The organism is Phycisphaeraceae bacterium, assembly GCA_019636655.1.
In the GTDB taxonomy this organism is placed as follows: domain Bacteria; phylum Planctomycetota; class Phycisphaerae; order Phycisphaerales; family UBA1924; genus JAHBXB01.
The window spans coordinates 197,808-222,549 of record JAHBXB010000004.1; the positions used below are offsets into that span (position 1 = coordinate 197,808).

A 24,742-nucleotide genomic window follows, 5' to 3' on the forward strand; every position below is an offset into this window, starting at 1 on the left:
GTCCCACTCACCTCCGGCGACGCAGCGAGACCGCCCCCGCCGCGACCAGCCCGAGCCCCGCCGCCGTCGGCGCCGGCACCGTGTACGTGATCGACAGCGCCGGCCTCACCTCGGTCACCGCGCTCTCCCGCGAATCGAACCGCATCGCCGAGGTGTTGACGGTCTCATCCCCCCGCACCATCAGCCCGAAGTTCCCAGTCGGGAGATCCAGCCACGACTGCACGAGCGAGGTCAGCAAGGGTGACGACCACGTGTACACGCCGGTCTCCGTGATGGTCGTGCTCGCGAGGGCCCCCGCCGCGAAATCCCCGCCCGGCGTGGACCAGGTCGACGTGTTGTAGAACCGGTGGAGCCACGTCGCGTCCCCGGTTGTCGCCGGCGCCCCGCTCCCCGAACCGTTGCTCGTCCCCTCGCCCCAGGAGTTCAGCACCTGGTGCAGTGTCACCTCGGCCGAGGTCGCGTTGGTCTGCGTCATGCTCAGCGTCAGCGTCGCTCCGGTGATGGTCGATCCGCTCGGGATCCCCATCCCCGGCCCCACCGGGAACAGCAGCAGCCCGCGCCGGATCGACCCCTGGCTGTTTCGCCCCGCGAAGAAGCTCGTCCCCGCGCCGTTGCTGACCGAGCCCGCGGCGTCCTGGTAGAGGGTGTTGTCCGCCAGCGGCGCCGTCACGACGACATCCGCATAGGCCGACATCGCCGCCGCCAGAACCACGCCCGCACAGATCGTCTTCATGGCCGCTCCCTTCGAACACAACGGAAACGCAAGCCGGATACCTGCCTCCCCTAGCACCCCCCGCTCAGCGCTGCCAGCCACGTCGTCACGAACACCGCGATATCCGCCGGTTGCACCGCTCCGTTACCGTCAAAGTCGGCGGCAAGGTTCCCCGCGATCAGGCTGTTGTTCCAGTCCGTCACAAACACCGACACATCCGCCGGCTCGATCAGCCCGTTGCCGTCGCGGTCCGCCGGACACGGCGGCGCGGGCGGGGTGTACACCACGATCAACTGCGGCCGGAACGACTCGGTCGGGTTCTCCCGCGAGTCGAACCGCTTGGCCGTGTGCGTCGTGGCCTCGTTGCCGATGAGCACCCACCCGAAGTTCGTCGCCGGGTTTGCGAGCCACCCCTGCACATCCGCCACCAGCATCGCCGTCGAACTCCAGGTGTACGACGCGATCGTCGAAGCGATCGACCGGCTCGCGCTCGCGGTCACGACCTTGTCCGACCCAGGCGTGGTCCACATGACACTCGGCCAGAACTTCGTCTCCCATGTCGCTTCCCCCGGGGTCGCGTTCGCCCCGGCCCCCTCGTTGCCGTCGGGGTTCGAGGTCCCCTCGCCCCAGTCCGACGTCAGGCGGTACACCGAGATCGTCTGGTTCCCCGTGCTCGTCCGCGACAGGTGCAGCTTCAACTGCACGCTCGTCACCGTCGACCCCGCCGGGATCGCCGAGGCGACGTCGAACATCAGCAGCGCCCGCCGCCGCTCGCCGCCGCTGCTGTTGCGACCCACGAAGAAGAACTCGCCCGCCCCGTTCGCCACCCCAGGCGTCTCGTGGATCGTGACGTCCCGCTTGCACGAGATCGTCGCCGTGTCCGCCGCCGCCGCGGCCGCCATCCCCGCCGCCGCCGTCATCCCCACGATCGCGAATCGCACTGGAACCATCGCCGTCGCCTCCTTGGGCCGGGCTGGCGAGTCGATCGCCTCCGGCATCGCCCCGCCGCGCGATCGCGCCGGGTCGACCTCGTCTCTCTACCCCGGATACACATGGACGCGTGGTGGCCGAAGAATGGCCAGAAAGCAGGCCGCCACGCCCAGAATCTACACTCTACGTGGAAACCGGCCGGAAACCAGCCGCCCCCTCTATCCGAGCCCCCGAACCACGGGGTTCCACGCACCCGGTGGCCGAAACTTCCCCATTTCCCCCCCCAAGGCCCCGCGCCCGGCGCCCGCACCCACCTGCCGCCCCGTCCCACCTCCCAAACCCCGCCCCTGCCTCCCCAAAGCCCCCAAACGCGCCCGGAGGGATTCGAACCCCCAACCCTCGGTTCCGAAGACCGATGCTCTATCCAGTTGAGCTACGGGCGCAACCACAAGACCGGGACAGCCAGCTCCGCCACCCAGCCGGATGCTAAGACCGACACCTAGCCGATGTCAGGCTTTGAGGCTGGAGCGTGGCGAAGCTTAGCGCCATAGCGCCGCGTTTGAAACTCGCCAGGCGACGTCGTGATCGATGGCTTCTACTTTTTCTTCGGTCGCTTCCTGCCGCCCCCGGTACTGCGGGCCTGCCGGGTCGTACGAGCGCGTAGTGGCTTGACGCGGAGATACTGCTCGGCGGTGATCTCCTGCGTCAACGTCGGTTGGGCACGTCGAATCCACTCGCCGGATTGTGTGAGCGACTTCCGATAAGCGTCAACCAAGGCACGTCCACCCGTCTGGCTGCCGCGGAGCATCGTCTTTACCACCAGTTCATCCGACATCTGCTCGTTCGGTGATGACGGGCCATCTTGAACCTTGTACGCGAGTTCAAGAAGCGTGCGGGTGATGCCCCCGAGGACATAGATCTCGACCAGGTCCCACGGCGGGCACGTGAGGCACGGGTTTGGGGGCGGGTCTGGAATGAGGTCCGGCAGTTCGAATAACTGATGCAAATCGGGCACAAGGAAGTCGCGGATCCAGGAACTGATGAGACACTGTCCCGCATTGCGGCCGATCGCATCCTTTGCCGTCTGGCCGAGTTCCCAGATCGGCATGCGGGAGCTGAGTCGCTCCACCGCCGGGTAGCGCAGTATCCATTTCCACATCGACCGGGCCAGCATGCACTTCTGTCGTTGCGGTGGCGCCAGCCACAACGCCACGTTCACGAAGTAGTCGTCGAGTCGTCTAAGCGATTGCTGCCCAGCGGGCGTATCCAGGAAGCCCCTGCTCTTCGGGTTGTTCGCGGGAAGCCCCGGCCGTCCGATGAGATTCACATCGAACCAGTGGTGCCATGTCGAGTCCACGACGACGCGTCCGATGCCCGCGGCCTGACCGTCGTACGCACCGATGACGCCGAACTCTTTGCCGTTCGCGGCGCCCTTGTTCGTGTCACTTGAGTTGGTATGGTCGCTTTGAACTCTCGCCCACGCGATGATCTGCGGCTTGATCTGACTTGGTCCGGAACCCGGGTACTCCGGCGCATGGAACGTTCCGACGTCGAACGGGGCATTGAGGTTGATGAGGGATGCGTCGATCACATCCCCCTCGTGCGGATGGTCTGGCAAGATATCGATCACGCCCGTGCGACCGCAGAGAACCGGGTGCGGCATCGCCCGCCATTGCCAGGGAACAAACGACCGCAGCCCGTACTTCCGAACGCGGAGCGGCATCGGGATGTCGTCGGATTCGTCGTCGAAGGTATAGGTGCTGTCATGACCCTTTAGCAACGTATCGTGCCGGCTAGAGCCCGTGGGAGGAGGTACTCCCTGGGCTGCGGTCCAGCGACGCATAGAGCGAACTCGGGGGATCCGCGAGCACAGACTTGCACCAAGATCCGCGTGGTCGCCGGTGGCAAAGACCCCTCCACCCTGATCCATCCACCGCGCGAGCACCTCCAACTCGGCGTCGCTGAGTTGCTGCAACCCTGCCTCTTCAGAGCGGGCTCCGAAAAGCCACACCTGGTCGTAGTCGTTGATGTTGAATCCGTCCTGACTGAACCGGAAGTTCTCATAGTGCGGGCCATACCGCGACCATGCCACCGGTTCCGTCGCGGCATTGGGCTTGGCGGTATCAGTCTGGCGGTGGGCCCGGGTGACCTGAAACCGCACCCAGCCTCGCTCATCGTTCCGAAGTGCATCAAGAACGTGGCTCAGGCCAAAGTACGAGTGGTTGAAGGAGACGTTGAGGGTGCTTCCTGGATAGCCGTCAACGACCATCAGGATCCGTACCGTGCATGGGCGCAGCCAGGGAAACGGAAAGAGTTCGGCGAGCTCGATCTTCTCGATATGCAGCTTCTCTCGGCCAAAGTCCCACAGGACGTCTCGTTCGAATGGCATGCTGTGTCTCCGAAGAATGCGCAGCATACTTCTACGGTTCTCATGATTATAAAGTTCGTTTTAGTATTGTATCTGATGCAAAATTGATATAGATAGAGTTGCAGTCGATACTTATAGCAACTGCCCGCCAATGGTTCGCATTGTGTACGCCAGATTGGTGGGTCTGGGAACTGCGTAGGCACTGCGTGATTGGAGCGATTGCCCAAGCACCTCGATCGGTGCTCCCGTGAGAAAAAGAGATTGGGCTTGAAGACGCCCTACACGTTGAACAGGAAGTGGCACACGTCCGCATCGCGCATCACGTACGCCTTCCCCTCCACCCGCAGCCGCCCCGCATCCTTCACCGCCTTCTCGTTCTTGTGCTCCACCAGGTCGCTCACCGAGTAGATCTCCGCGCGGATAAAGCCACGCTCAAAGTCCGTGTGGATCACGCCCGCCGCCTGCGGCGCCGTCGCGCCGATCGGCACCGTCCACGCCCGGATCTCCTTCGGCCCCGCGGTGTAGAACGACTGCAGCCCCAGCAGGTGATACGCCGCGCGCGCCAGCCGGTTGAGCGCCGGCTCCTTCATCCCCATCGATTGCAGCATCTCCAGCCGGTCCGCGTCCCCCAGTTCCGCCAGCTCGCTCTCGATCTTCGCGCACACCGGCACGCACTCGCTCGACTCCTTCGCCGTGTGCTCCCGCACGCGCTGCGCGAGCTCCCCCTCGCCGTTCACGTCCTCCTCATCGACGTTGAGCACGTACAGCACCCGCTTGGCCGACATCAGCTGCAGCCCCTTGAGCGCCCGGGCCTGCTCCGGGTCCTCGATCTTCAGCGTCCGCGCCGGCGTCCCCGCCTCCAGCACCGGCTGCACCTTCTTCAGCATCTCGAACCGCGCGACCTGCTCCTTGTCCCCGCTCTTGGCCGCCCGCTCGGCCTTGGAGAGCCCCGAGTTCACGGTCTCCAGGTCCGCCAGCACCAGCTCGGTGTTGATGATCTCGATGTCCCGCAGCGGGTCCACGGTCCCCTCGACGTGCGTGATGTCCTCGCCCCCCGGCGCCTTCGTGAAGCACCGCACCACCTGCACGATCGCGTCCACCTCGCGGATGTGCGACAGGAACTTGTTCCCCAGCCCCGCCCCCTCGCTCGCTCCCTTCACGATCCCCGCGATGTCCACCAGCCGGAGCATCGCCGGAACCACCTTCTGGCTCTCGATGTGCGACCGGATGATCTCCAGCCGCTCATCCGGGATCGGCACCACCCCGACGTTCGGCTCGATCGTCGCGAACGGGTAGTTCGCCGCCAGCGCCCCCGCCTTCGTGAGCGCGTTGAACAGCGTGCTTTTGCCGACATTGGGCAGCCCGACAATCCCGGCTTCCATCGCGCATTCCTCTCGCAGTGACCACCGACCAAAAACGGGGCCAATGGTAGCGCCAACCCCATGGTCCACATACCATCGCCCCCGACCGCGACACCCCGGAGACCCCAGTGCCCACCGAACCCGCACCCCGTGTCGCCGTCATCGGCGCCGGCATCGCCGGCCTCACCGCCGCCCGCGCCCTCGCCATCGCCGGCGTCCCCTCGCGCGTCTTCGACAAGGGCCGCGCCCCCGGCGGCCGCGCTTCCACGCGCCGCCACCCGCCCTTCCAGTTCGACCACGGCGCCCAGTACTTCACCGTCCGCGATGACCGCTTCATGTCCGCGGCGACCTCATGGCTCTCCGACCGTGTCATCGCCCCCTGGACCGCCCGAATGGCCACCATCGAGGGCGGTCAATCGCATCCCTTCACCGATGCCGCCACCCGCTACGTCGGCGTCCCCGGCATGAGCGCCGTCGCCGCGCGCCTCGCCCGTGATCTCTCCGTCCGCTGCGGCGAGGGCTCGGGGCCCGCCGCGGGGCAGGTCTGGCGGGTCTCCCGTGACGGCCCGTCGTGGCGACTCTTCGATCAGTCCGGAGCGGCGATGGGCGAGCCGGCCTACGACGCCTGCATCGTCTCCGTCCCCGCGCCGCAGGCTGTCCCCCTCCTGGCCGGCGCCAAGGACCTCGCCGCGCAGGTCGCCGCTATCCGCATGCTCCCCACCTGGGCCGTCATGGCCGCGTTCGACCGCACGATCGAAGCCCCCTTCGACGCCGCGATGGTCCGCAACTCGCCCCTCGCCTGGGTCGCGCGCGATTCTTCCAAGCCCGGCCGCGCGTCGGCCCCCGATGCCGATGCGCAGCCCGCCGAATGCTGGGTGCTGCACGCCTCGCACGAATGGTCCCAGCAGCACCTTGAAGACTCCCCCGAGTCCGTCGCCCCCGCCCTCCTCACTCACTTCGCCGAGGCCACCGGCCTCGGCCTCCCCGTGCCCATCTTCGCCATCGCTCACCGCTGGCGCTACGCGGCGGTCGCCAACCCAATCCCCGCGCCCAGCCTCGCCGATCCCGCCCGCCGGATCGTTGCCTGCGGAGACTGGTGCTACCCCGCTCCCGCTCCAGGCTCCGCGGCGGGCCGCATCGAAGCCGCGTTTGTCAGCGGACTTGCCGCCGCGAGCCACGTGCAGGCGTTTCTCGCCGATGCCGCGCAGTGACAGCCGCTGCCTATTGCGACATACCAATCAAACTACGATCAAGTTCCAGCCGCTGCCCCCCCAACCTCTTCAAGGGTGGTCGACGGGACTCGAACCCGCGACCCCAGGGATCACAACCCTGTGCTCTAACCAACTGAGCTACGACCACCATCCGCCCGGCCCCGATTCCCAGCCCGAACGATAAGGTGACCCCCCCCCAGGGTCAACGCGTGCCCGGCCTTCAAGCCCGTTGCCTCAAACTACCGAGGTTTGGCCCAAGCCTATTGTCCAGACCGCCCTCCGCTCGAACGGCGTGAGCCGCCCGGGCCCTTGGGCTATTCGGAGCCGTTTCATGTCCAGCCGTTCGATCGCCGACCTCGTCCTCTCGCCCTCCCGCACCCATTCCAACCTCTCCCCCGCGCGACTCGTCGAACTCGCGATCGCTCGCGGCGAGGGCATCCTCGCCTCCAACGGCGCCCTCGTCTGCAAGACCGGCGACCGCACCGGCCGCAGCCCCAAGGACAAGTACCTCGAGGACGAGCCTTCCTCCTCCGCCAAGATCGGCTGGGGCGGCTTCAACGCCAAGATCACGCCGCCCAACTTCGACCTCGCCCACAAGATCGCCGTCGAGCACCTCAACGCCCAAAAGGATCTCTTTGTCTTCGATGGCTTCGTCGGCGCTGATCCGACCCACCGCCTCGGCGTCAAGGTCGTCGCCGAGCAGGCGTGGCACATCCTCTTCGCCCGCACCCTCTTCATCCCCCAGGGCTCTCCCGCCGCGGGCCCCAACGCCGCATGGAAGCACGACTGGACCGTCATCAACGCCGGCCGCCGCCGCCTCACCTCGGACGAGCAGGCCAAGTTCGGCGTCAAGAGTCCCGTCCTCATCGCCCAGTCCCTCGCCCGCAAGACCGTCGTCATCCTCGGCACCGAGTACGCCGGCGAGATCAAGAAGTCCCTCTTCTACGCCATGAACTACGACATGCCCGAGGCCGGCGTGTTCCCCATGCACTGCTCTGCCAACGTCGACAAACGCGACCCGGCCAACGTTGCCCTCTTCTTCGGCCTCTCCGGCACCGGCAAGACCACCCTCTCCGCCGATCCCAACCGCGCGCTCATCGGCGACGACGAGCACGGCTGGTCCGATCGCGGCGTCTTCAACTTCGAAGGCGGCTGCTACGCCAAGTGCATCAAACTCTCGAAGGAGGGCGAACCCCAGATCTGGAACGCCATCCGCTTCGGCTCCGTCCTCGAGAACACCGTCGTCGACGAGACCACCCGCGTCCCCGACTACGACTCGGCCAAGATGACCGAGAACACCCGCGCCACCTACCCCATCGACTTCATCGAGGGCGCCGTCATCCCCTCCCTCGGCGGCCACCCCAAGAACGTCATCTTCCTCACCGCCGATGCCTACGGCGTCCTCCCGCCGGTCTCCAGGCTCTCGCGAGAGCAGGCGATGTACTACTTCATCAACGGGTACACCTCCAAGCTCGCCGGCACCGAGGCCGGCGTCACCGAGCCCCAGCCCAACTTCTCCGCCTGCTTCGGCTCCCCCTTCCTCCCGCGCCCGCCCCGCGTCTACGCCGACATGCTCGCCAGCCGCGTCTCCAAGCACAGCGCCGACGTCTGGCTGCTCAATACCGGCTGGACCGGCGGCGCCTACGGCGTCGGCTCCCGCTTCAAACTCGCCTACACCCGTGCGATGGTCACGGCCATCCTCAACGGCGCCCTCGCCAAGGCCGAGTTCACCCCGGACCCCGTCTTTGGCCTTCCCCTCCCCTCCGCGGTCCCCGGCGTCCCCGCCGAGGTCCTCAACCCGCGCAACGCGTGGAAGGACGGCGCCGCCTACGACGCCCAGGCCAGGAAACTCGCCACCCTCTTCCGCGAGAACGACAAGAAGTACGACATGCCCGACGCCGTCCGCGCCGCCGGCCCGCGCGCCTGATCACCCCCCGATTCTCCAACCCCAGCCCCCGCCAGCCGCCTCGCGCCGATGGCACAGCACCGGACCACGTTCTCCGACGACTTCCGCCGCTTCTTCAGCCGCGGGCTCGCCATCGTTCTGCCCACCATCCTCACCCTCTGGCTCCTCTTCCAGGCCTACGCCTTCGTCGACGCCCAGGTCGCCCAGCCCATCAACCGCGGCCTGCAATCGATCGTCCTGTTGGTCGTCCGCCAGGGCTCGGCCTCCCGCGCCCTCCCCGATTGGTTCCAGGTCACCAAGGAAGAGTTGGACCAGTACCGCGACGCCGTCTCCCGCCAGGGGCCCGCGGCGGTCATGGCCCTCGCCGCACGCTCCGAGTCCCAGGTCCGCGAGGACGTCCGCGCCCTGCACCTCCAGGAGTACTGGAACTCCCGCTGGTATTTCCGCCTCATCGGCCTCTGCTTCGCCGTCGTCCTGATCTACCTCACCGGCGTCCTCCTCGGCGGCCTCGTCGGCCGGCGCATCTACGCCGCCATCGAGCACTGGTTCTCTCGCCTCCCCATCGTCCGGTCCGTCTACCCGCACGTGAAGCAACTCGTCGACCTCATCTTCGGCGCCAAGCACGCCGCCTTCCGCCAGGTCGTGCTCGTCGAGTTCCCTGGCCCCGGCCTCTGGTCGCTCGCCTTCGTCACCGCCCCGGGCCTCAAGACCGTGAGCGACAACGCCGACGACGACCTGCTCACCATCTTCGTTCCCACAACCCCCACCCCGTTCACCGGCTTCACCATTGTCGTCCGCCGCGCCCAGACCCGCGATGCCGGCATGACCGTCGACGAGGCCATCCGCTTCATGCTCACCGCCGGCGTGCTGCTCCCCACCACCTCGCCCGAACTCGTCCCCCGGTCCACGCTTCCCTCGACAACCCCCCGGTGAATCCACCGGGAGATGCCCATCCACATGCCTAGCAGCGCTCGCAGACGCCCGAGGCGCGGCCTACTCTCGCTCCCGGCGGTCCACGCACCGGGTGCGTTCGATCACCTTCTGTTCGTCATCGTTCTCGCAAGGAAGCGCTGAAAGGAAGTCGCATGCGCATCGACGTTATCGGAAAGCATCTCGAGGTCACCGATGCCATCTCCGCCTACGCCCAGTCCAAGGCCGCCAAGCTCACCAAGTTCCTCGACCTCACCCAACTCGTGACCGTCTACGTCGAGCAGAACAAGCACGGCGAGTTCCACGTCGAAGTCGTCGTTGACGTCGAGAAGCACGACGACCTCGTCGCCAACGCCGCCGCCGAGGACCTCTACGCGGCGATCGACCTCTGCGTCGACAAGGCCGCCCGCCAGGTGACCGATTTCAAGGAACGCCTCAAGCAGGGCAAACGCTGACTGACGGGCGCCTCCAGTCCGGGGCGCCACAGGCTGTGTCTGGTATGAACCGGGCGGGGGCTCGTTCGGGGTCGGGGCAGCGGAGCATCGCGTCGATGAAACTCAGCACGATCGTCACGCCCACCGCCATCGTTCCCCGCCTCTCCTCCGGTGATCGCGACACCGTCATCGCCGAACTCCTCGACGCCCTCATCAACGGCGGCGCCGCCGACCCCGCTCTGCGCGCCGAACTGCTCACCCGCGTCCTCCGCCGCGAACAACTCGGCTCCACAGGCTTCGGCAAGGGCGTCGCCGTCCCCCACGTCAAGCACAAGGCCGTCAAGTCCATGACCGCCGCCATCGGCCTCTCGCCCACCGGCGTCGACTTCAACGCCCTCGACCGCCAGCCCGTCTACTCCGTCTTCCTCCTGCTGAGCCCCGAGGACCACCCGGAGGAGCACCTCCAGGCCATGGAGGTCATCTTCAAGAACCTCAGCAAAGAGACCTTCCGCCGCTTCCTCCGCCAGGCCGCCACCGTCGACGAGGTCGTCGCCTTGCTCGACGAGGCCGACGGGCAGCAGCTCACCGCCTGAAGTCCCCGCACCAACCCGCGGCCGCCACGGCCGCGCGGGGTCCCCCGCCGCACCGGGCACGGAGCAGATTGGCAGATGGCAGCCTTGAGCGTCAAAGTCACGATCGTGAACCGCCTGGGCCTCCACGCCCGGCCCGCGATGTGCTTCGTCGACGCCGCCAGCGCCTTCACCTGCTCCGTCACCGTCTCCCGCCCCGGCCCCGGCGGGACCACCGTCGACGGCAAGTCCATCATGCAGATGATGATGCTCGCCGCCACCAAGGGCACCGAGCTCGACATCACCTGCGACGGCGACGACGCTCAGGCCGCCTGCGAACTGCTCAAGAAACTCGTCGAGAGCGGCTTCGAGGAGGAGTAGCCGGCCGGTCTTTCACCCGCCGAACCACCCTCAGCCCCGACCACGTCTCATTGATCGCGCACACTTTGTTGTCCACCAGCCCCGCCCTCAGCGCGACGCCCCTCACCACATCCTCCGTCATATCCGTCGCCACTCCTGACGCCTTCTTCGGCCACGCGATCCACAGCCCGCCCGCCGTCTCCAGCCGCTCCACCGCACCCCCGAACCGCCGCTCCAGGTCCGCCCGCGACCGCACGAACACCACGATCACGTCGAACGGCCCCTTCCCCCGCGGCTCGCGCACCACCCTCGCATCCGCCGGCATCCCCTCCAGCAGCCCCTCGAACCCCTCGAACGCCGACACCAGCGCCACGCTCGCCCCCTCCTTGATCCCCAGTTTCTTCGCCAGCGGTGTCCCCGAATACCCCGCCATCACAGCGTCTCCCGGATCCGCGCGATCAGGTCGTCCCGCCGCTTCGGATCCACCCCGCACTCAAGCTCCGCCGCCGGCCTTGCCCACACTGCCCCCTTCGGGTCTGGGTCCGTGCTGTGCCGCGGGATCAGGTGCCAGTGCACATGCGCCACCGCGTTCCCCAGGCACGCGTAGTTGATCCGCGTCGGCATCACCGCCCGCTTCAGGCTCGCCGCGAGCCGCGCCGCATCCTCCCAGATCCGCACCTGCCGGCTCACCGCCAGGTCGCTCAGGTGCTCCGCGTGGTCCTTCAGCCACAGCACGCTCCACCCCTCGTACCCCTGGTGCTCGTGCAGCACCGCCACCGTCTCGCCTAACTCGGCGATGAACAACGGCTCCGACCCGGACCGCACCGCCGCCAGCCGATTGCAGATCGAGCACTCCATCGGCCCATGCTACCGCGTACGGCCCGCGCCGTCCCCCGCGAAAGCGCCCGCCACCCCCGCGCTACGCCGCGGATTCCGCCGACACCGCCGCCTCGCTCTTCGTGCTCACCCGCTCGATCTCCGCCCCCAGCAGCCGCAGCCGGTCCTCCATCCGCTCGTACCCGCGGTCCAGGTGATACACGCGGCTGATCGTCGTCGTCCCCTGCGCCGCCAGCCCCGCCAGCACCAGGCACGCCGACGCCCGCAGGTCGCTCGCCATCACCGGCGCCCCCACCAGACGCTTCACGCCCGACACCACCACCGTCGGCCCCTGCCGAAGCAGTTTCGCCCCCATCCGCGACAACTCCGCCACGTGCAGGAACCGCTCTGGATAGATCCGCTCCGTGATCACCGAGTTCCCGTCCGCGATCGTCAGCAGCGCCATCAACTGCGCCTGCACGTCCGTCGGGAACCCCGGGTGCGGCTGCGTCGTCACCTCCACCGGTTGCAGCACCCGCGACGAGGTCACCCGTGCCGTCGCGCGCATCGGATCCTTCGAGATGTCCGCCGACACCGTCACCCCCACCCGCTCCAACCGGTCCATCACCGCCAGCAGCGCATCCACCGGGCAGTTCTCGATCGTCAGATCCCCGTTCGTGATCGCCGCCGCGCACAGGTACGTCCCCGCCTCGATCCGGTCCGGGATCACTCGGTGCCCGGTGCCGGGCGTCCCGCCCAGCGCCTCCACGCCCTCCACGATGATCCGCGGCGACCCCGCCCCCGACACCTTCGCCCCCATCGAGTTCAGCAGGTTCGCCAGGTCCACCACCTCCGGCTCGCACGCCGCCGACTCGATGATGGTCGTCCCCTCCGCCAGCGTCGCCGCCGACATCACGTTCGCCGTCCCCAGCACCGTCGAGCCGAACGGACCGCCCAGGAAGATCCGGTTCCCCCGCAGCCGCCCCGACCCCGCGCCGGCCCGCGCCCCGGGGATCCGCGCCACGATGTCCCCCTGGTCCAGCCCGATCTCCGCCCCCAGCGCCTCAAGCCCCCGCAGGTGCAGGTCTACCGGCCGGTCCCCGATCGCGCACCCGCCCGGCATCGACACCCGCGCGATCCCCCGGCGCGCCAGCATCGGCCCCAGCGCGCAGATGCTCGCACGCATCGTCTTCACGATGTCGTACCGCGCGTGGCTCATCGATTCGTCGACCGAGTGCAGCCGCAGCACGCCACCGGGCGAGTTCAACTCCTCCGCCGGCGTGTACGTCGCCTCGCACCCAAGCTCACCCAGCAGCCGCTGCATGTTCATGATGTCCGCCAGGGCCGGAACATCGCGCAGCACCACGGGCCGGTCGGTCAGCAGCGCCGCCGCCATCAGCGGCAGCGTCGCGTTCTTCGAGCCCTTGATCGAAACCCGGCCGGTGAGTCTCCGGCCGCCGGTAATGACAAACTGATCCATGTCCGCTCCGAGCGCAGTCCGTTGTGCCCGCGCGGGGTGCGATCCCCGCGGCTCTCTTGGACGCGACTATACATCGACTCGCGACGACCGAGAACCGCAAAGGCCGACCCCCCGCCACGCACCCGCCAACAGTGGAAATCCGGGGGACAAGGTGTCGGCTCACTTCTTCCCCAGTCCGGCGCCCGCGCCACCCCTCCAGACGGAACAGCTTCCGCCCTTTCTCGCCCCCGTGGTGCTGAGAACTCGCCCGCCCGCTCCCGGGGGTCGATGACGACCACAACAGGCGGCCCGCGAGAGGCCCCCCGACCGATTGGCCGCGCCCCCCGGCGCGCTCTCACTGTGCTCCAAGGAGCAGACTATGAACCCCCAGCGAACCCTCCTGGTCTCCGCCGCCGTTGCCGCCGTCCTCGCCGCCACCGGCACCGCACGGCCGGCCGCGCAGCCCGAGTCCCAGCAACTCTCCGCCCCCGCCGCGCCCGCGGCCGACAAGGACCTCCCGCCGATGATCTCCCTCACCGGGGTCGTCCGCGACTTCAAAGCGTACGACGTCGCCGGCGGACACCCCGACTTCGGTCGCTACAACTCCGGCCACCGCGTCGGCATGATCGACGACCACCTCGATGCCAACCTCAAGCCCTCCTTCGTCGGCCTCGGCCAGACCGTCACCACCCAGTTCCGCGACCGCGACGGCCGCAACATCAACCCCGCCTCCTTCGACGCGGCCCAGGGCGACGTCGCCGGCCAGCTCACCCAGACCAGCGCCGTCTGCATCACCAGCGCCGCCTCCTTCTCCCAGTGGTACCGCGACATCCCCGGCCTCAACGCCTCGAAGTCCCTCTCCATCACCCTGGTCCGCCAGCCCGGCACCAACCTCTACGTCTTCCAGGCCCAGGACGACCCCGCGACCCCGGAGATCGAGGGCTTCTTCCCCGCCGACGGCGACCTGCTCCGCGACGATGAGCCCGGCGGCCACAACTACAGCTTCACCTTCGAACTCAACGCCTCGTTCGTCTACAACCGCGGCTCCGGTCAGGTCTTCACCTTCGCCGGCGACGACGACGTCTGGGTCTTCATCAACAACACCCTCGTCATCGACGTCGGCGGCGTCCACGGCCCCGTCTCCCAGACCATCGACCTCGACCGCATCCCCGGCCTTGTCGACGGCCAGTCCTACCCCCTGCACTTCTTCTTCGCCGAGCGGCACCGCACCGGCGCCAACTGCCGCATCGAGACCTCCCTCACCCTCCACTCGGCGCCCCTCCCCGCCACCACCGCCCTCTACGACTGAGCCGCCCCGCCCGCTCCCCCGCGCCGCATCATCCCCTCCAGCCGCGCCTTCACGCCGGGCCACTCCCCCGCAATCACGCTGTAGTACACCGTGTCCCGCACGAACCCGTCGTGCAGGATGCGGCTCTTCCGCAGCACCCCCTCCCGCACCGCCCCGATCCGCTCGATCGCCCGCTGGCTCCGCTCGTTCCGCGCATCGGTCTTGAGCTGCACCCGCACCGCCCCCAGCACCTCGAACGCGTGCCGCAGCAGCAGGTACTTGCACTCGGTGTTCACCGCCGACCGCTGCCACGTCCCGCCGATCCACGTCGCGCCGATCTCCAGCGCCCGGTGCTCCGGCATGATCTCCATGTACCGTGTCGACCCGATCGCGGTATCCCGCGCGCCACGCTCCCCCTTCAGCACGATCGCGAACGGCTCCTCCCGCCCCGCGGCTTGCGCCGCCGCCGCCCGTCCGAGGTACCCGCGCATCAACTCCGGCGTCGTCGGTCCGGGGAACGGCATCCACCGCCAGATCGACTCCTCCCGCGCCGCCTCCATCAGGTCCGGCCCGTGCTCCTCCGCCAGCGGCTCCAGCCGCGCCACGCCGCCATCAAGCTCCAGCGTCACCGGACTCACACGCATCTCGCCCACGTTGCAGCCCTCCTTTGTCGCGGGGCATTCTTGCCCCAATCGGCGCGGAGTGATCACTCCTGTGCGCTGAATCGCGATGATGCACCGCTTTCCCCTTGCCGCCGCGAGCCCCGGCGTTATGGTCCTCACGTCAGCGCTGCAGCGCACGATGGGTGCGCTGCACGCCGCCGTACAGGGGGATCCTCATGACGCCAACCGCCGCCGAAACGCTCCCGGTAACCCATCCCGCGCCGCCGCCGCCCGACCCACGCGCCGCCGCCCTCAGCCTCCTCTACCGCATCGCCGCCGCGGCGGAGTCCAAGGGCGACTTCCACCAGGCCCGCCTCGCGGCCGTCGCCGTCCTCGACGCGATCCCCGCCGCCGAGACCACCTCGCCGTCTCTCCCGCCCTCGTCCACAACCAGCACCCCGACGGCCCCAAACCCGCAACCCCGCACTGCCCCGCCACCACGCGCGGCCGCCACTCCGTACTCGATCTCCGATCTCCTTGATGGATTCGGGGACGGCCTCGGGCCCCGTCTCGCCGGCCCCGACACAAGTCCCGTGTCCTCACCTCAAGCCATCGCCACGGCCGTCTGCCAGGCGGTCGCGCGCGCTGCCCGAGGGTCCGCCGCTGGCCGCGCCCCACCCCGCTAGTGGTCAGATCCCTCCCCGCATCCGGGGCTCGACATGCCCGATAATGTCATCCGGGCGGTCGCCCGGTCGCGATTCCACGCGCCCACCGCCCCAAGGACCGATATCCCCCATCCCGGAGCCCGCCATGCCCCTCACGCCCCCAGCGCCCAACTCCGCCGATGTCGGCCTCGTCGGCCTCGCCGTCATGGGCACCAACCTCGCCCTCAACATGGCCGATCACGGCTTCAAGGTCGCCGTCTACAACCGCACCACCTCCGTCACCGAGCAGGTCATCAAGGACAACCCCCCCTCGGTCATCGGGCCCGGTGGCGCCCTTGTTCCCGCGGCGGACCTCAAGGACTTCGTCGCCTCCATCAAGCGCCCCCGCCGCATCGTCATCCTCGTCAAGGCCGGCCCCGGCACCGACGCCGTCATCGACTCCCTCTCCCCGCTCCTGGAGCGCGGCGACCTCATCGTCGACGGTGGCAACGCCCTCTGGTCCGACACCGTCCGCCGCGAGAAGGCCCTTTCCGCCAAGGGCCTCCTGTTCGTCGGCTCCGGCGTCTCCGGCGGTGAAACGGGCGCGCGCTTCGGACCCTCCCTCATGCCCGGCGGCGACGCCAAGGCCTGGGAGATCCTGAAGCCCGTCTGGGAGTCCATCGCCGCCAAGGTCGACGCCAAGTCCGGCCGCCCCATCGAGGGCGGCGCCCCCGGCAAGCCCATCACCGCCCCCGGCGCCGTCGCCTGCACCGCCCACATCGGCCCCGACGGCGCGGGCCACTTCGTCAAGATGGTGCACAACGGCATCGAATACGGCGACATGCAGATGATCTGCGAGGCCTACCACTTCATGCGCGAAGTCCTCGCCATCGCGCCGGCCGAGATGGCCGCCACCTTCGGCAAGTGGAACGACGGCGACCTCGATTCCTTCCTCATCCAGATCACCGCCGACATCCTCCGCCAGCGAGACCCCGTCACCGGAAAGCCCTTCGTCGACGTCGTCCTCGACGCCGCCGGCCAGAAGGGCACCGGCAAGTGGACCATCAACGCCTCGCTCGACCTCGGCGTCCCCGCCGCCACCCTCGCCGAGGCCGTCTACGCCCGCAACATCAGCGCCCTCAAGGACGAGCGGGTCGCCGCCTCGAAGATCCTCGCCGCCGCCCACGTCGGCCCCAACTCCCACTCCACCGGCTCGGGCGAGTACAACTGGATCGACGCCGTCCGCGACGCCCTCTACTGCTCCAAGATCTGCTCCTACGCCCAGGGCTTCGCCCTCATGCAGGCCGCCGGCCGCGAGCACCACTGGAACCTCAACCTCGGCGAGATCGCCTCCATCTTCCGCGGCGGGTGCATCATCCGCGCCCGCTTCCTCCAGAAGATCACCGAGGCCTACGCCCGCCGCCCCGATCTCCCCAACCTCCTGCTCGATCCCTACTTCGCCTCCGTCATCGACAAGGCCCAGCAGCACTGGCGCGCCGTCGTCGCCCGCGCCGCGGTCCAGGGCCTCCCCGTCCCCGCCTTCGCCTCCGCCCTCGCCTACTACGACTCCTACCGCTGCTCCACCCTCCCCGCAAACCTCCTCCAGGCCCAGCGCGACTACTTCGGCGCCCACACCTACGAGCGCACCGACCAGCCCCGCGGCACGTTCTTCCACCTCGACTGGCCCGACCCCAAGCGACCGCAGGTCAGCGCCTGACCGCACGCCCGACCCACAATGCCCCCAACTCGCTCCATCGCTGACCTCGATCGCCTCGGCCTCGCCGCGAGCCTCGCCCGCGCGCACACGCCGCCGCTCCGCCCCCCGGGGCAAGGACCCATCCGCTCACTCTTCGCCACCCGCGTGCCGGTTCAGCCCCGCACCCTCGCCGACCGAGCGGTAATCACGACCGACCGGATGATCCTCCGCCCCCTGCTCAGCGGCGACTGCGTCGAGTTCCTCCGTGTCGTCCGCCTCAACCACCGCCCCCTCGCCCGGTTCTTCCCCATCGTCGGCGACGGCGAATCCAGCCTCCGCGTCTTCACACGTCAGATGCGGCTCACCACCCCGATCCCCCACGGGCCCAACTTCCGGCGCGCCGCCTTCGCCCACGACGGCCGCATGGTCGGTGCCTTCAACCTCAACACCATCAGCCGCGGCCTCGAGTTCCGCGCCGAGCTCACCTTCTGGGTCAGCGTCGAGTTCCAGAACCAGGGCTACGCCACCGAGGGCGTTGCCGCCATCACCCGCTTCGCCTTCACCGACTTGCGTGCCACCGGACATGACCCCGGCGGCCTCGGCCTGCACCGCCTCGACGCCCTCGTCTGCCCCGAGAACTCCGCCTCGCGCCGGATCCTTACCTGCGCCGGCTTTGCCCCACGTTCCCCCGCCCTGCGCCTCCCGCTCGACATCCGCGGCCGCCCCGTAGACCACGACCTCTACTCCCTCTTTGCCCCCCTCGAGCCCGCCGCGCCCGAGCCGCTGCTGGAGTTCAAACTCCTCCCGATCCACCAGCGACTGCTCATGGCCGAGCAGATCGGCCACATCCGCCGGGCCGACCCGGTCGACGCCGTGCACTCGCTCAGCGACCGATGAACCCCTCCGCCCTGCCCCTCTTCACCGAGCGACTCGTCCTGCGCCCCCTCGGGCCGGACGACCGCGCCGAGTTCATCCGCACCGTCTCCACGCTCCGGACCCGCGAGGCCCGGTGGCTCCCCGCCCGCCCGCCCGGTGAAACCCCGGACGACTTCTTCGACCTGGAACTCGACCGCAGCGCCGAGGCCGCCGCCGACGGCACCGGCTTCCGCCTCGTCGCCGCCCCGCGCGAATCCCCCGACCGCATTGCCGGCTTCTTCAATCTCAATAACATCGTCCGCGGCGTCTTCCAGAACGCCGACGCCGGCTGGTCGCTCTCCCCCGACTCGACCGGCCGGGGCCTCGCGACCGAGGCCCTCACCGCGCTGCTCGACCTCGCCTTCGCCCCCGAGCCCGTCGGCCTGGCCCTGCACCGCGTGCAGGCGAACATCCGCCCGGAGAACACTCGCTCGATCGCGCTCGCCGCGAGGGTCGGGCTCCGGCACGAGGGGCTGGCCCGCGAGATGCTGAAGATTAACGGCGACTGGCGCGACCACGAGATGTACGCCAAACTCGCCCGCGAGCACCGGCCGGTGTACCTCGCCCTGCTCCGGGCCTAGGGCGCGCCGGCAGGGGCCGTGCCCGGCGGGTCGGCCGGCTGGTCCGGGCCCGTCGGCAGCACCATCCCGGCGAGGGGCTTGAACGTCCCGTCGCGGGCCACGCGCAACTGGCCGGTGTCCAGCAGGTAGTTGAGCACCGCAAGCCGCAGGTCCGTCGCGGCCTGGTCCCGCGCATCGCGGGCCGACTGCAGCGAGTTCTCCGTGTCCACGATCTGCTGCGAGGTGGTCTCGATCGGCTTGAGGTCCTGCTCCTGCTTGCGGCGTTCGTTGGTCTTGACCGAGTCCTCGGCCAGCAGCAGCGCGTACTTGGCCCGCTCGATTTCGCGGACGTCCGATCGCACGCCCACGATCAGGTCGTCGCGGAAGCGCTCGAACTCGCGCTTGGCCTGCTCGAAGGAGATGATCGACTGCCGCAGCGCCAGCCGCTCGCGTTCCCGGTCCAGCGGCATGCTGAAGGTCAGGCCGGCGAAGTACGCCGAGTTCTCAGGGCTGAAGTAGATCCCGCCCACGTCGTCCCCCGGGTCGGTGGGGATCGTCACGCTGGCGACGGCGTTGAGTTCCGGCAGGATCAGGTTGCGCGCGTTGGCGACCTGACGCTGCGAGTCGTCGATCTGGTCGCGGCGGTTCTGCAGGTCGAGCCGGTAGGTCAGGGCCCGCTCCACGGCCTGCACCATCGTCGTCTCGGGGAGCGGGAGGTCCAGGGCCGCGAGGGCGCTGTCGCTCACCGCGATCCGCTCGTTCACGCCGAGCCCGAGGCGGATCTTGAACCGGTCCAGCGCCAGGATGTACGACTCGCGCTGCGCCGCGACGCTCGACGCCGCCTGCAGCACGTCGCTCTTGGCGATCGCCACTTCGGTCTGAGCGACTCGCCCGGCCTCGTACAGGGCCTCCTTGCGGCGCTGCTCGCGCTGCAGGGAGAGGTACCGCTTCTCGGTGTTGCCGATCGACTGCTTCAACTGGGCGAGGCCGAAGAAGTCGCGGCAGATGTCCACCAGGAACCGGCGGCGGAAGGTCTCGAAGTCCCTCGCCGCGTAGATCAGGTTGCGCTCCGACTGGATCAGCCCCTCCTGCGCGATCATGCCGGCGCCGCGCATCAGCGGGACGTTGGCGTCCACGACGATGCTCGAGGCCTGGGTGTAGGAGCCGGTGGCGGTTTCGCGCAGGTTCTCGGTGGCGTTCCACAGCCAGCGGGCGGCGACCTGGCCGCCGAAGGGGAGGCGCTGCGCCAGCCGCAGTTCGTTGAGAACGTTGAACGCCGACGCGGGCTGGCCCTGTTCCCACGATCCGGAGACGGAGGCCGTGGTTTCGTTGGTCAGGATCGGGTCCCAGAGGTGGCGCTCGCTCAGCAGGCGGATCGCGGAGAGGATGTAGTCCTCCTCGGCGGTGATGAACTCCCGGGCGGTCAGCTGGGCCTGCTGGAGGGCGCCCTCGAGGCTGAGTTCGCGGGCGCCCTGCGAGACGGCCTCCTGCATGGTGGTGAGGCGCCGGTCGACGGCGTCGGCTTCGAAGTTGGGCTGCTGAGCCTGGAAGGGGAGGTCCGCGGCGTCCGGGTTGGTGGTGGGGAGCGACTTGGCGACGTTGGCGGGGTTGTTCTCCCCGGGGAGGGAGTTTGGGGAGGTGATCCGCGGCGAGATGGTGTCCTTCCCCAGGGCGGCCATCCGGGAGCGCAGGAGGCTGTCGGTTCGGGAGTCGATGTCACTCAGGTCGGCACAACCAGAACACAATACTATCAAAAATACACTGGTTGCCGACGCCCGACGACATGCCCCCTTGAGCCGGTCAATGTTGTCCAAACAATTATCGAATATCAATCGTCTATGCATGCGTTTCTCGCGGGATGCTACCGACCGAACGCCTTGTTTGTTGCGAGTGCGTTTGCACAGCCATATCCTTCCGCCGACTCCCGACACCGGTACGGATGCCCTTACAGTATACGAATAATCGAGCCGAGGCGAGTGACCAAATGACCCGCCACGGCAGATATTTTCTCGACCGCCTTCCGCCGCAGTGACCGTGTCGCAGGGTTCCAGGGGGCCCGAACAAGGAGCGATCTTCGCTTATGGCTTCCATCACCTACGACGGTCAGTCCTTCATGATCGATGGGCGTCGGATCTGGGTCGTCAGCGGCTCTGTGCCCTTTGCGCGGATTCCCCGGGACCAGTGGGCGGCGCGGATCCGTGCCGCCAAGCTGGCGGGGCTGAACGCGGTCGAGACACACGTGATCTGGTCGCGGCACGAGGCGCGGCAGGGTCAGTTCAACTTCACCGGCGAGAACGACCTGCGGCACTTCGTCCAACTGGTGCAGCAGGCGGGGATGTACTGCATCCTGCGGCCGGGGCCGTACGTGGGTGCGGCGTGGGACATGGGCGGGCTGCCGTCGTGGCTGCTCGCGCTGCCGGACATCCGCCTGCGGGTCGCGGGCCCGGCGTTTCTCGAGGCCTGCTCGCGGTACATCACTGCGGTGGCGCAGCAGGTCCGGGATCTTCAGGTGACCTCGCCCGGCGAGGGTGGGCCGGTGCTGCTGGTGCAGAACGAGTCGGGGTGGACTTGCGGGCACGACGAGGCGGCGCACGCCTACCTCGGCGAACTGAACCGCTACTACCGCGAGGCGGGGCTGACGGTGCCGACGATCAACGCGAACCAGCTCTGGCAGGGGATCGAGGGGCAGATCGACTGCTGGACGGGGTACGGGGATTTGCTGGCGACGCTCCGGCAACTGGCTGAGGTGCGCCCGGACCAGCCGCGGATCGTGATCGACTTCAAACTTGGCGAGCCGCTGCAGTGGGGGCGCTCGGCGTCGGCGCCGCCTGAGCCGGGGCAGGTGGTGCGGCGGCTGGCGGAGGTGGTGGCGGCGGGGGGGCAGTTCAACCTGACGCCGTTCGCCGGGGGCGCGAACCCCGGGTTCGCCGCGGGCCGGGAGGGGCTTGTTCCCGACGGGTTCTACGCGACGACGACGGAGCACGGGGCGCTGATCGATGCGCTGGGGCGGCCGACGCCGGCGCACGCGACGACGCGCCGGCTGTGCATGTTCGCATCGCGGTTTGCGCGCGTGCTGGCGAACCTGGAGACGCGGCGTCACCAGGTGGTGCAGCACCCGTCGCCGGAGCCGTCGGCGCCGAAGGCCAAGGCATCGGCGTCGCTGCCGAGCGTGGTGTACGCGACGGGCATTCACGGATCGGTCGCGTTCGTGTTCGCGGACGAGGCGGGCCGCAACGAGCCGGACTCGACGACGCTGCTCCTGCCCGACGGCACGACGCTGCCGGTGCCGCTGGGTGACTTGTCGGTGGTGTGGTGCCTCTTCGACGCGAGGCTGACGGGGCGCACGAACCTGGACTACTGCAACCTCTCGGCGTTCGCCGTGCTGGGGCGCGTGTTCGTGTGCTTCGGCCCGGCGGGGACGCGGGGGGTGCTGTCGATCAACGGCTCGCGGCTGGAGGTCGACGTGCCGACGGGGCTGACGCCGGCGATCGTCGAGCACGAGGGGATCGTCGTGGTCGTCTGCTCCTCCGAGCAGATCGATGCGGCGTACGTGGACGACGACACGCTGTACCTGGGTGTATCGGGGCTCGCGTCGGTGGATGCGGCGGGCGCTTCGTCGCACCCGATCCCGCATGGCACATACAAGACGTACACGCGCGTGACGGGGACGGGCGCGGTGACGACGCACAAGGCGTCGCCGCCGCCGCCGGTGGAGCGAGCGCCGGAACCGGCGGCGCCCGCGCCGAAGGCCAAGGGGAAGGGGAAGGCCTCGGCGAAGAAGGGGACGGCGCCCGAGCCGGTCCGCAAGATCGATCCGGGTCCGCGGCTGGTGCTCAACCACTGGTCGGGTGCTTCGGCGAAGGAGTACGCGGACGGGGTTTCGGCGCGGTTCGCGTCGATCGCGGGTCCGGCGGACCTGGACTCGCTCGGTGCGCCGGTCGGGTACGGGTGGTACCGGATCAAGTTCCGCTCCTCGAGCCCGGGGAAGCGGCGGATCCTGTTCCCGGGCGCGGCGGACCGGCTGCACCTGACGCTCGACGGCGAGATCGTCGGCGTGGTAGGGCACGGCCCGGGCGCGGTCCCGGATGTCTCCTTGTCGCTGAAGAAAGGGGAGCACACGCTGGTGGTCCTGGCGGAGAACCTCGGACGGTTCTCAGGTGGTTTGCGGCTGGGGAGCCGCGTCGGGCTGTACGACCACCTGTGGGCGGTATCGCCGCTGAAGGCGGGGGCGCCGAAGCTGGTGACGGGCGAACCGATCGAGCCGCTGGGGTCGTTCGTGCCGCTCTGGAATGTTCACCGCTCGGATGCGACGGACCCGATGCGGCCGACGTGGACGTTCCAGCACCGGTCGAAGGGTCCTGTGTTCGTGCGGATGGGCCCGATGCCGGTTCGCGGGGTGCTGGTGCTCAATGATGTGCCTCTCAAGCCATTCGACGAAGCAGGGCTCGGGGTGTACACGATTCCCGCCGAGTCGCTCTCTCGCGGCAACAACTCGCTGCAGCTGGCGCTGCTGGGTGGGCACGGCGTGGCCGAAGCGAACCTGAAGCACGTGACCGAGGCGGTGGAGTTGTTTGATGGGGACGAGTGCCTGACGCTGCCGGACCCCAAGTCGCTGCCGAGCCGCGGCAAGGGCAAGGGGGCGGTCAAGGACATCGGCCCCACCGGGACGGCCGAGTGGGCGTTTGCGAAGTGGGAGCCCCCGACGCGCGATGCGTACGAGCCGGGGACCAAGTCGCCGGGGAAGGGATCGCACCAGCCGAAGTGGTGGCGCTGCCCGTTCAATCCGGATGATTCGGCGCTGCCGCTGCTGCTTGATCTCACGGGAATGACCAAGGGGCAGATCTACGTGAACGGTCAGCACCTCGGGCGGTACTTCGTGGCGGATCCGAACGGCAAGACGCTCGGGACACAGAGCGTGTACCACATCCCGCGGTCGATGCTGGGACGGACCGGGCCGAGCGAACTCATGCTGTTCGAGGAGCATGGGGCGGCGCCGACGAAGGTGAAGATTTCGGCGCCGGAGTGACCGCGGACGGTCGCGATTGCTAACGCGAGCCGAAGTCAGCGGTTACATTCATCTCATGATTCGGATGCGGTACGGCTGCTGCTCTATTTGCAACTTTGGGCTTGCAGAACCATCGGCCGCGGGTAATTTGGGGGTGACGTCCCGCGCTGTATCGGACGTCGGCGTACCGGCGCGCCACGACGCGAAGCCATCAGAATGGTTCTTCAGGTCAGCGAGGCGACACGCCCCGGCGGCGTCGATTAACGCGGAGTGAGAGAGATGAAGCGAGTAATGCTGTCGTGCGCGGCGGTGGTGGCTGTTGCGGCTGGTGCGGCCGTTGGCGATACCGTTGAGATGGTGCGCGTCGGCGAGGGGCTGGGGCGAACGTTGAAGTTGTATGGTTCGCAGGTCGGCAGTTCGTACACGTTCCTGGTGGGTCAGTTGACCCATGATTTCCGCAATGGAACGGGGGAAGGCGCGGGCCTGAACGGCATCCTGCCGGTATTCTGCACCGATCTGGAGCAGGAGTCGTCGTACAACTGGGAGACGTACGAGATCGTTCCGCTGATGGCGGCGCCGCTGCCGGGGCCGGCGATGGGGCCGCTCAAGGCGCAGGCGATCGCGGATATCTGGTACGGCGCGGCGGGGCAGCAGTTCACGTCGAACGAGTACGCGGCGGCGGTGCAGATGCTCATCTGGGACATCGTGTACGACTACAACGGCTCGGCCGCGAGCGTTGATGTGAACACGGGCACGGTGCTGTTCGCGGCGCCGGCCGATGTGGTGCTGGTCTTCGATACGCTGCGCGGGTTCATTGGGACCAATACACCGATCGGCAACCTGCGCGGGCTGACGCACCCGGACTTCCAGGATCAGGTCATCATCGTGCCGGCGCCGGCGGCGGGCGCGATGCTGGCCGGCGGGATGCTGCTGGCGGGCGCGCGTCGGCGCCGTCGGTAGTCAATCCGGGCTGCTG

At 68.6% G+C, this 24,742-nt stretch carries 22 protein-coding genes and 2 tRNA genes; 13 read left to right on the forward strand and 11 right to left on the reverse strand.

Translation table 11 applies throughout. From position 1 onward, the window contains the following. Positions 1 to 7: 7 nt before the first annotated feature. From KF745_12485 to ychF, 5 genes are all read right to left on the reverse strand, one after another. Positions 8 to 733, reverse strand: coding sequence for a DNRLRE domain-containing protein (locus KF745_12485; GenBank protein ID MBX3359232.1), 726 nt, complete (start codon positions 731 to 733; stop codon positions 8 to 10). A gap of 50 nt (positions 734 to 783) precedes the next feature. Continuing rightward, complete coding sequence (locus KF745_12490; protein MBX3359233.1) at positions 784 to 1,662, reverse strand: DNRLRE domain-containing protein; 879 nt, start codon at positions 1,660 to 1,662, stop codon at positions 784 to 786. Between the two features lie 349 nt (positions 1,663 to 2,011). After that, positions 2,012 to 2,085: transfer RNA gene (locus tag KF745_12495), tRNA-Arg, on the reverse strand. A 152-nt stretch (positions 2,086 to 2,237) separates the two neighbouring features. After that, on the reverse strand, positions 2,238 to 4,031 hold the full coding sequence (locus KF745_12500) for a hypothetical protein (GenBank protein MBX3359234.1): 1,794 nt from the start codon (positions 4,029 to 4,031) through the stop codon (positions 2,238 to 2,240). A 257-nt stretch (positions 4,032 to 4,288) separates the two neighbouring features. After that, positions 4,289 to 5,392: a redox-regulated ATPase YchF gene (gene ychF, locus KF745_12505; GenBank protein MBX3359235.1), complete on the reverse strand. Its 1,104-nt coding sequence runs from the start codon at positions 5,390 to 5,392 to the stop codon at positions 4,289 to 4,291. A gap of 107 nt (positions 5,393 to 5,499) precedes the next feature. Between ychF and KF745_12510 the strand changes: the two genes are divergently transcribed. After that, positions 5,500 to 6,582: an NAD(P)-binding protein gene (locus tag KF745_12510; protein MBX3359236.1), complete on the forward strand. Its 1,083-nt coding sequence runs from the start codon at positions 5,500 to 5,502 to the stop codon at positions 6,580 to 6,582. 74 nt (positions 6,583 to 6,656) lie between these two features. On the opposite strand, the gene KF745_12515 is transcribed toward KF745_12510, so the two are convergent. Further along, a tRNA-His gene (locus KF745_12515) sits at positions 6,657 to 6,730 on the reverse strand. Positions 6,731 to 6,913: 183 nt separating this feature from the next. On the opposite strand from KF745_12515, the gene pckA reads away from it, so the two are divergent. From pckA to KF745_12540, 5 genes are all read left to right on the forward strand, one after another. Further along, positions 6,914 to 8,509: a phosphoenolpyruvate carboxykinase (ATP) gene (gene pckA / locus KF745_12520; protein ID MBX3359237.1), complete on the forward strand. Its 1,596-nt coding sequence runs from the start codon at positions 6,914 to 6,916 to the stop codon at positions 8,507 to 8,509. Between the two features lie 48 nt (positions 8,510 to 8,557). After that, the gene (locus KF745_12525; GenBank protein ID MBX3359238.1) at positions 8,558 to 9,421 is read left to right on the forward strand and encodes a DUF502 domain-containing protein; all 864 of its coding nucleotides are present in this window, start codon (positions 8,558 to 8,560) and stop codon (positions 9,419 to 9,421) included. 152 nt (positions 9,422 to 9,573) lie between these two features. Then, on the forward strand, positions 9,574 to 9,873 hold the full coding sequence (raiA, locus tag KF745_12530; protein ID MBX3359239.1) for a ribosome-associated translation inhibitor RaiA: 300 nt from the start codon (positions 9,574 to 9,576) through the stop codon (positions 9,871 to 9,873). A gap of 95 nt (positions 9,874 to 9,968) precedes the next feature. Continuing rightward, on the forward strand, positions 9,969 to 10,445 hold the full coding sequence (locus tag KF745_12535) for a PTS sugar transporter subunit IIA (protein MBX3359240.1): 477 nt from the start codon (positions 9,969 to 9,971) through the stop codon (positions 10,443 to 10,445). Between the two features lie 75 nt (positions 10,446 to 10,520). Next, on the forward strand, positions 10,521 to 10,802 hold the full coding sequence (locus KF745_12540; protein MBX3359241.1) for an HPr family phosphocarrier protein: 282 nt from the start codon (positions 10,521 to 10,523) through the stop codon (positions 10,800 to 10,802). Here the strand turns inward: KF745_12540 and KF745_12545 are convergent. The 3 genes from KF745_12545 to murA form a co-directional block, all read right to left on the reverse strand. Continuing rightward, on the reverse strand, positions 10,765 to 11,214 hold the full coding sequence (locus KF745_12545) for a DUF3052 family protein (GenBank protein MBX3359242.1): 450 nt from the start codon (positions 11,212 to 11,214) through the stop codon (positions 10,765 to 10,767). The genes KF745_12540 and KF745_12545 overlap by 38 nt on opposite strands. Beyond that, positions 11,214 to 11,639 carry an HIT family protein gene (locus tag KF745_12550; GenBank protein ID MBX3359243.1) on the reverse strand — a complete coding sequence of 142 codons (426 nt, stop codon included), beginning with the start codon at positions 11,637 to 11,639 and terminating at the stop codon, positions 11,214 to 11,216. Before KF745_12550 ends, KF745_12545 begins: the two co-directional genes overlap by 1 nt. A 61-nt stretch (positions 11,640 to 11,700) precedes the next feature. Continuing rightward, a complete protein-coding gene (murA, locus tag KF745_12555) occupies positions 11,701 to 13,077 on the reverse strand; it encodes a UDP-N-acetylglucosamine 1-carboxyvinyltransferase (protein ID MBX3359244.1) in 1,377 nt (458 codons plus the stop codon). 358 nt (positions 13,078 to 13,435) lie between these two features. Between murA and KF745_12560 the strand changes: the two genes are divergently transcribed. Further along, positions 13,436 to 14,365, forward strand: a complete 930-nt coding sequence (locus tag KF745_12560; GenBank protein ID MBX3359245.1) for a fibro-slime domain-containing protein — start codon at positions 13,436 to 13,438, stop codon at positions 14,363 to 14,365. Here KF745_12560 and KF745_12565 read toward each other — a convergent pair. Next, positions 14,356 to 14,997: a GNAT family N-acetyltransferase gene (locus KF745_12565; GenBank protein MBX3359246.1), complete on the reverse strand. Its 642-nt coding sequence runs from the start codon at positions 14,995 to 14,997 to the stop codon at positions 14,356 to 14,358. The two genes, KF745_12560 and KF745_12565, sit on opposite strands and share 10 nt — an antisense overlap. Positions 14,998 to 15,182: 185 nt before the next feature. On the opposite strand from KF745_12565, the gene KF745_12570 reads away from it, so the two are divergent. The 4 genes from KF745_12570 to KF745_12585 all read left to right on the forward strand — a co-directional run bounded on the left by KF745_12570 (position 15,183) and on the right by KF745_12585 (position 18,782). After that, positions 15,183 to 15,632, forward strand: a complete 450-nt coding sequence (locus tag KF745_12570) for a hypothetical protein (GenBank protein ID MBX3359247.1) — start codon at positions 15,183 to 15,185, stop codon at positions 15,630 to 15,632. Positions 15,633 to 15,756: 124 nt separating this feature from the next. Beyond that, positions 15,757 to 17,307: an NADP-dependent phosphogluconate dehydrogenase gene (gndA, locus tag KF745_12575; GenBank protein MBX3359248.1), complete on the forward strand. Its 1,551-nt coding sequence runs from the start codon at positions 15,757 to 15,759 to the stop codon at positions 17,305 to 17,307. Between the two features lie 18 nt (positions 17,308 to 17,325). After that, positions 17,326 to 18,183 carry a GNAT family N-acetyltransferase gene (locus tag KF745_12580; protein ID MBX3359249.1) on the forward strand — a complete coding sequence of 286 codons (858 nt, stop codon included), beginning with the start codon at positions 17,326 to 17,328 and terminating at the stop codon, positions 18,181 to 18,183. After that, positions 18,180 to 18,782 carry a GNAT family N-acetyltransferase gene (locus tag KF745_12585; protein ID MBX3359250.1) on the forward strand — a complete coding sequence of 201 codons (603 nt, stop codon included), beginning with the start codon at positions 18,180 to 18,182 and terminating at the stop codon, positions 18,780 to 18,782. Before KF745_12580 ends, KF745_12585 begins: the two co-directional genes overlap by 4 nt. Here KF745_12585 and KF745_12590 read toward each other — a convergent pair. Beyond that, positions 18,779 to 20,440 (reverse strand): TolC family protein, encoded by a 1,662-nt coding sequence (locus KF745_12590; GenBank protein MBX3359251.1) that lies wholly within the window; start codon positions 20,438 to 20,440, stop codon positions 18,779 to 18,781. The genes KF745_12585 and KF745_12590 overlap by 4 nt on opposite strands. A gap of 401 nt (positions 20,441 to 20,841) precedes the next feature. Here KF745_12590 and KF745_12595 point away from each other — a divergent pair, with 401 nt between their 5' ends. Together KF745_12595 and KF745_12600 are read left to right on the forward strand one after the other, a co-directional pair. Continuing rightward, positions 20,842 to 23,787: a beta-galactosidase gene (locus KF745_12595; GenBank protein ID MBX3359252.1), complete on the forward strand. Its 2,946-nt coding sequence runs from the start codon at positions 20,842 to 20,844 to the stop codon at positions 23,785 to 23,787. A 258-nt stretch (positions 23,788 to 24,045) separates the two neighbouring features. Continuing rightward, the gene (locus KF745_12600) at positions 24,046 to 24,726 is read left to right on the forward strand and encodes a hypothetical protein (GenBank protein ID MBX3359253.1); all 681 of its coding nucleotides are present in this window, start codon (positions 24,046 to 24,048) and stop codon (positions 24,724 to 24,726) included. Positions 24,727 to 24,742 lie beyond the last annotated feature (16 nt).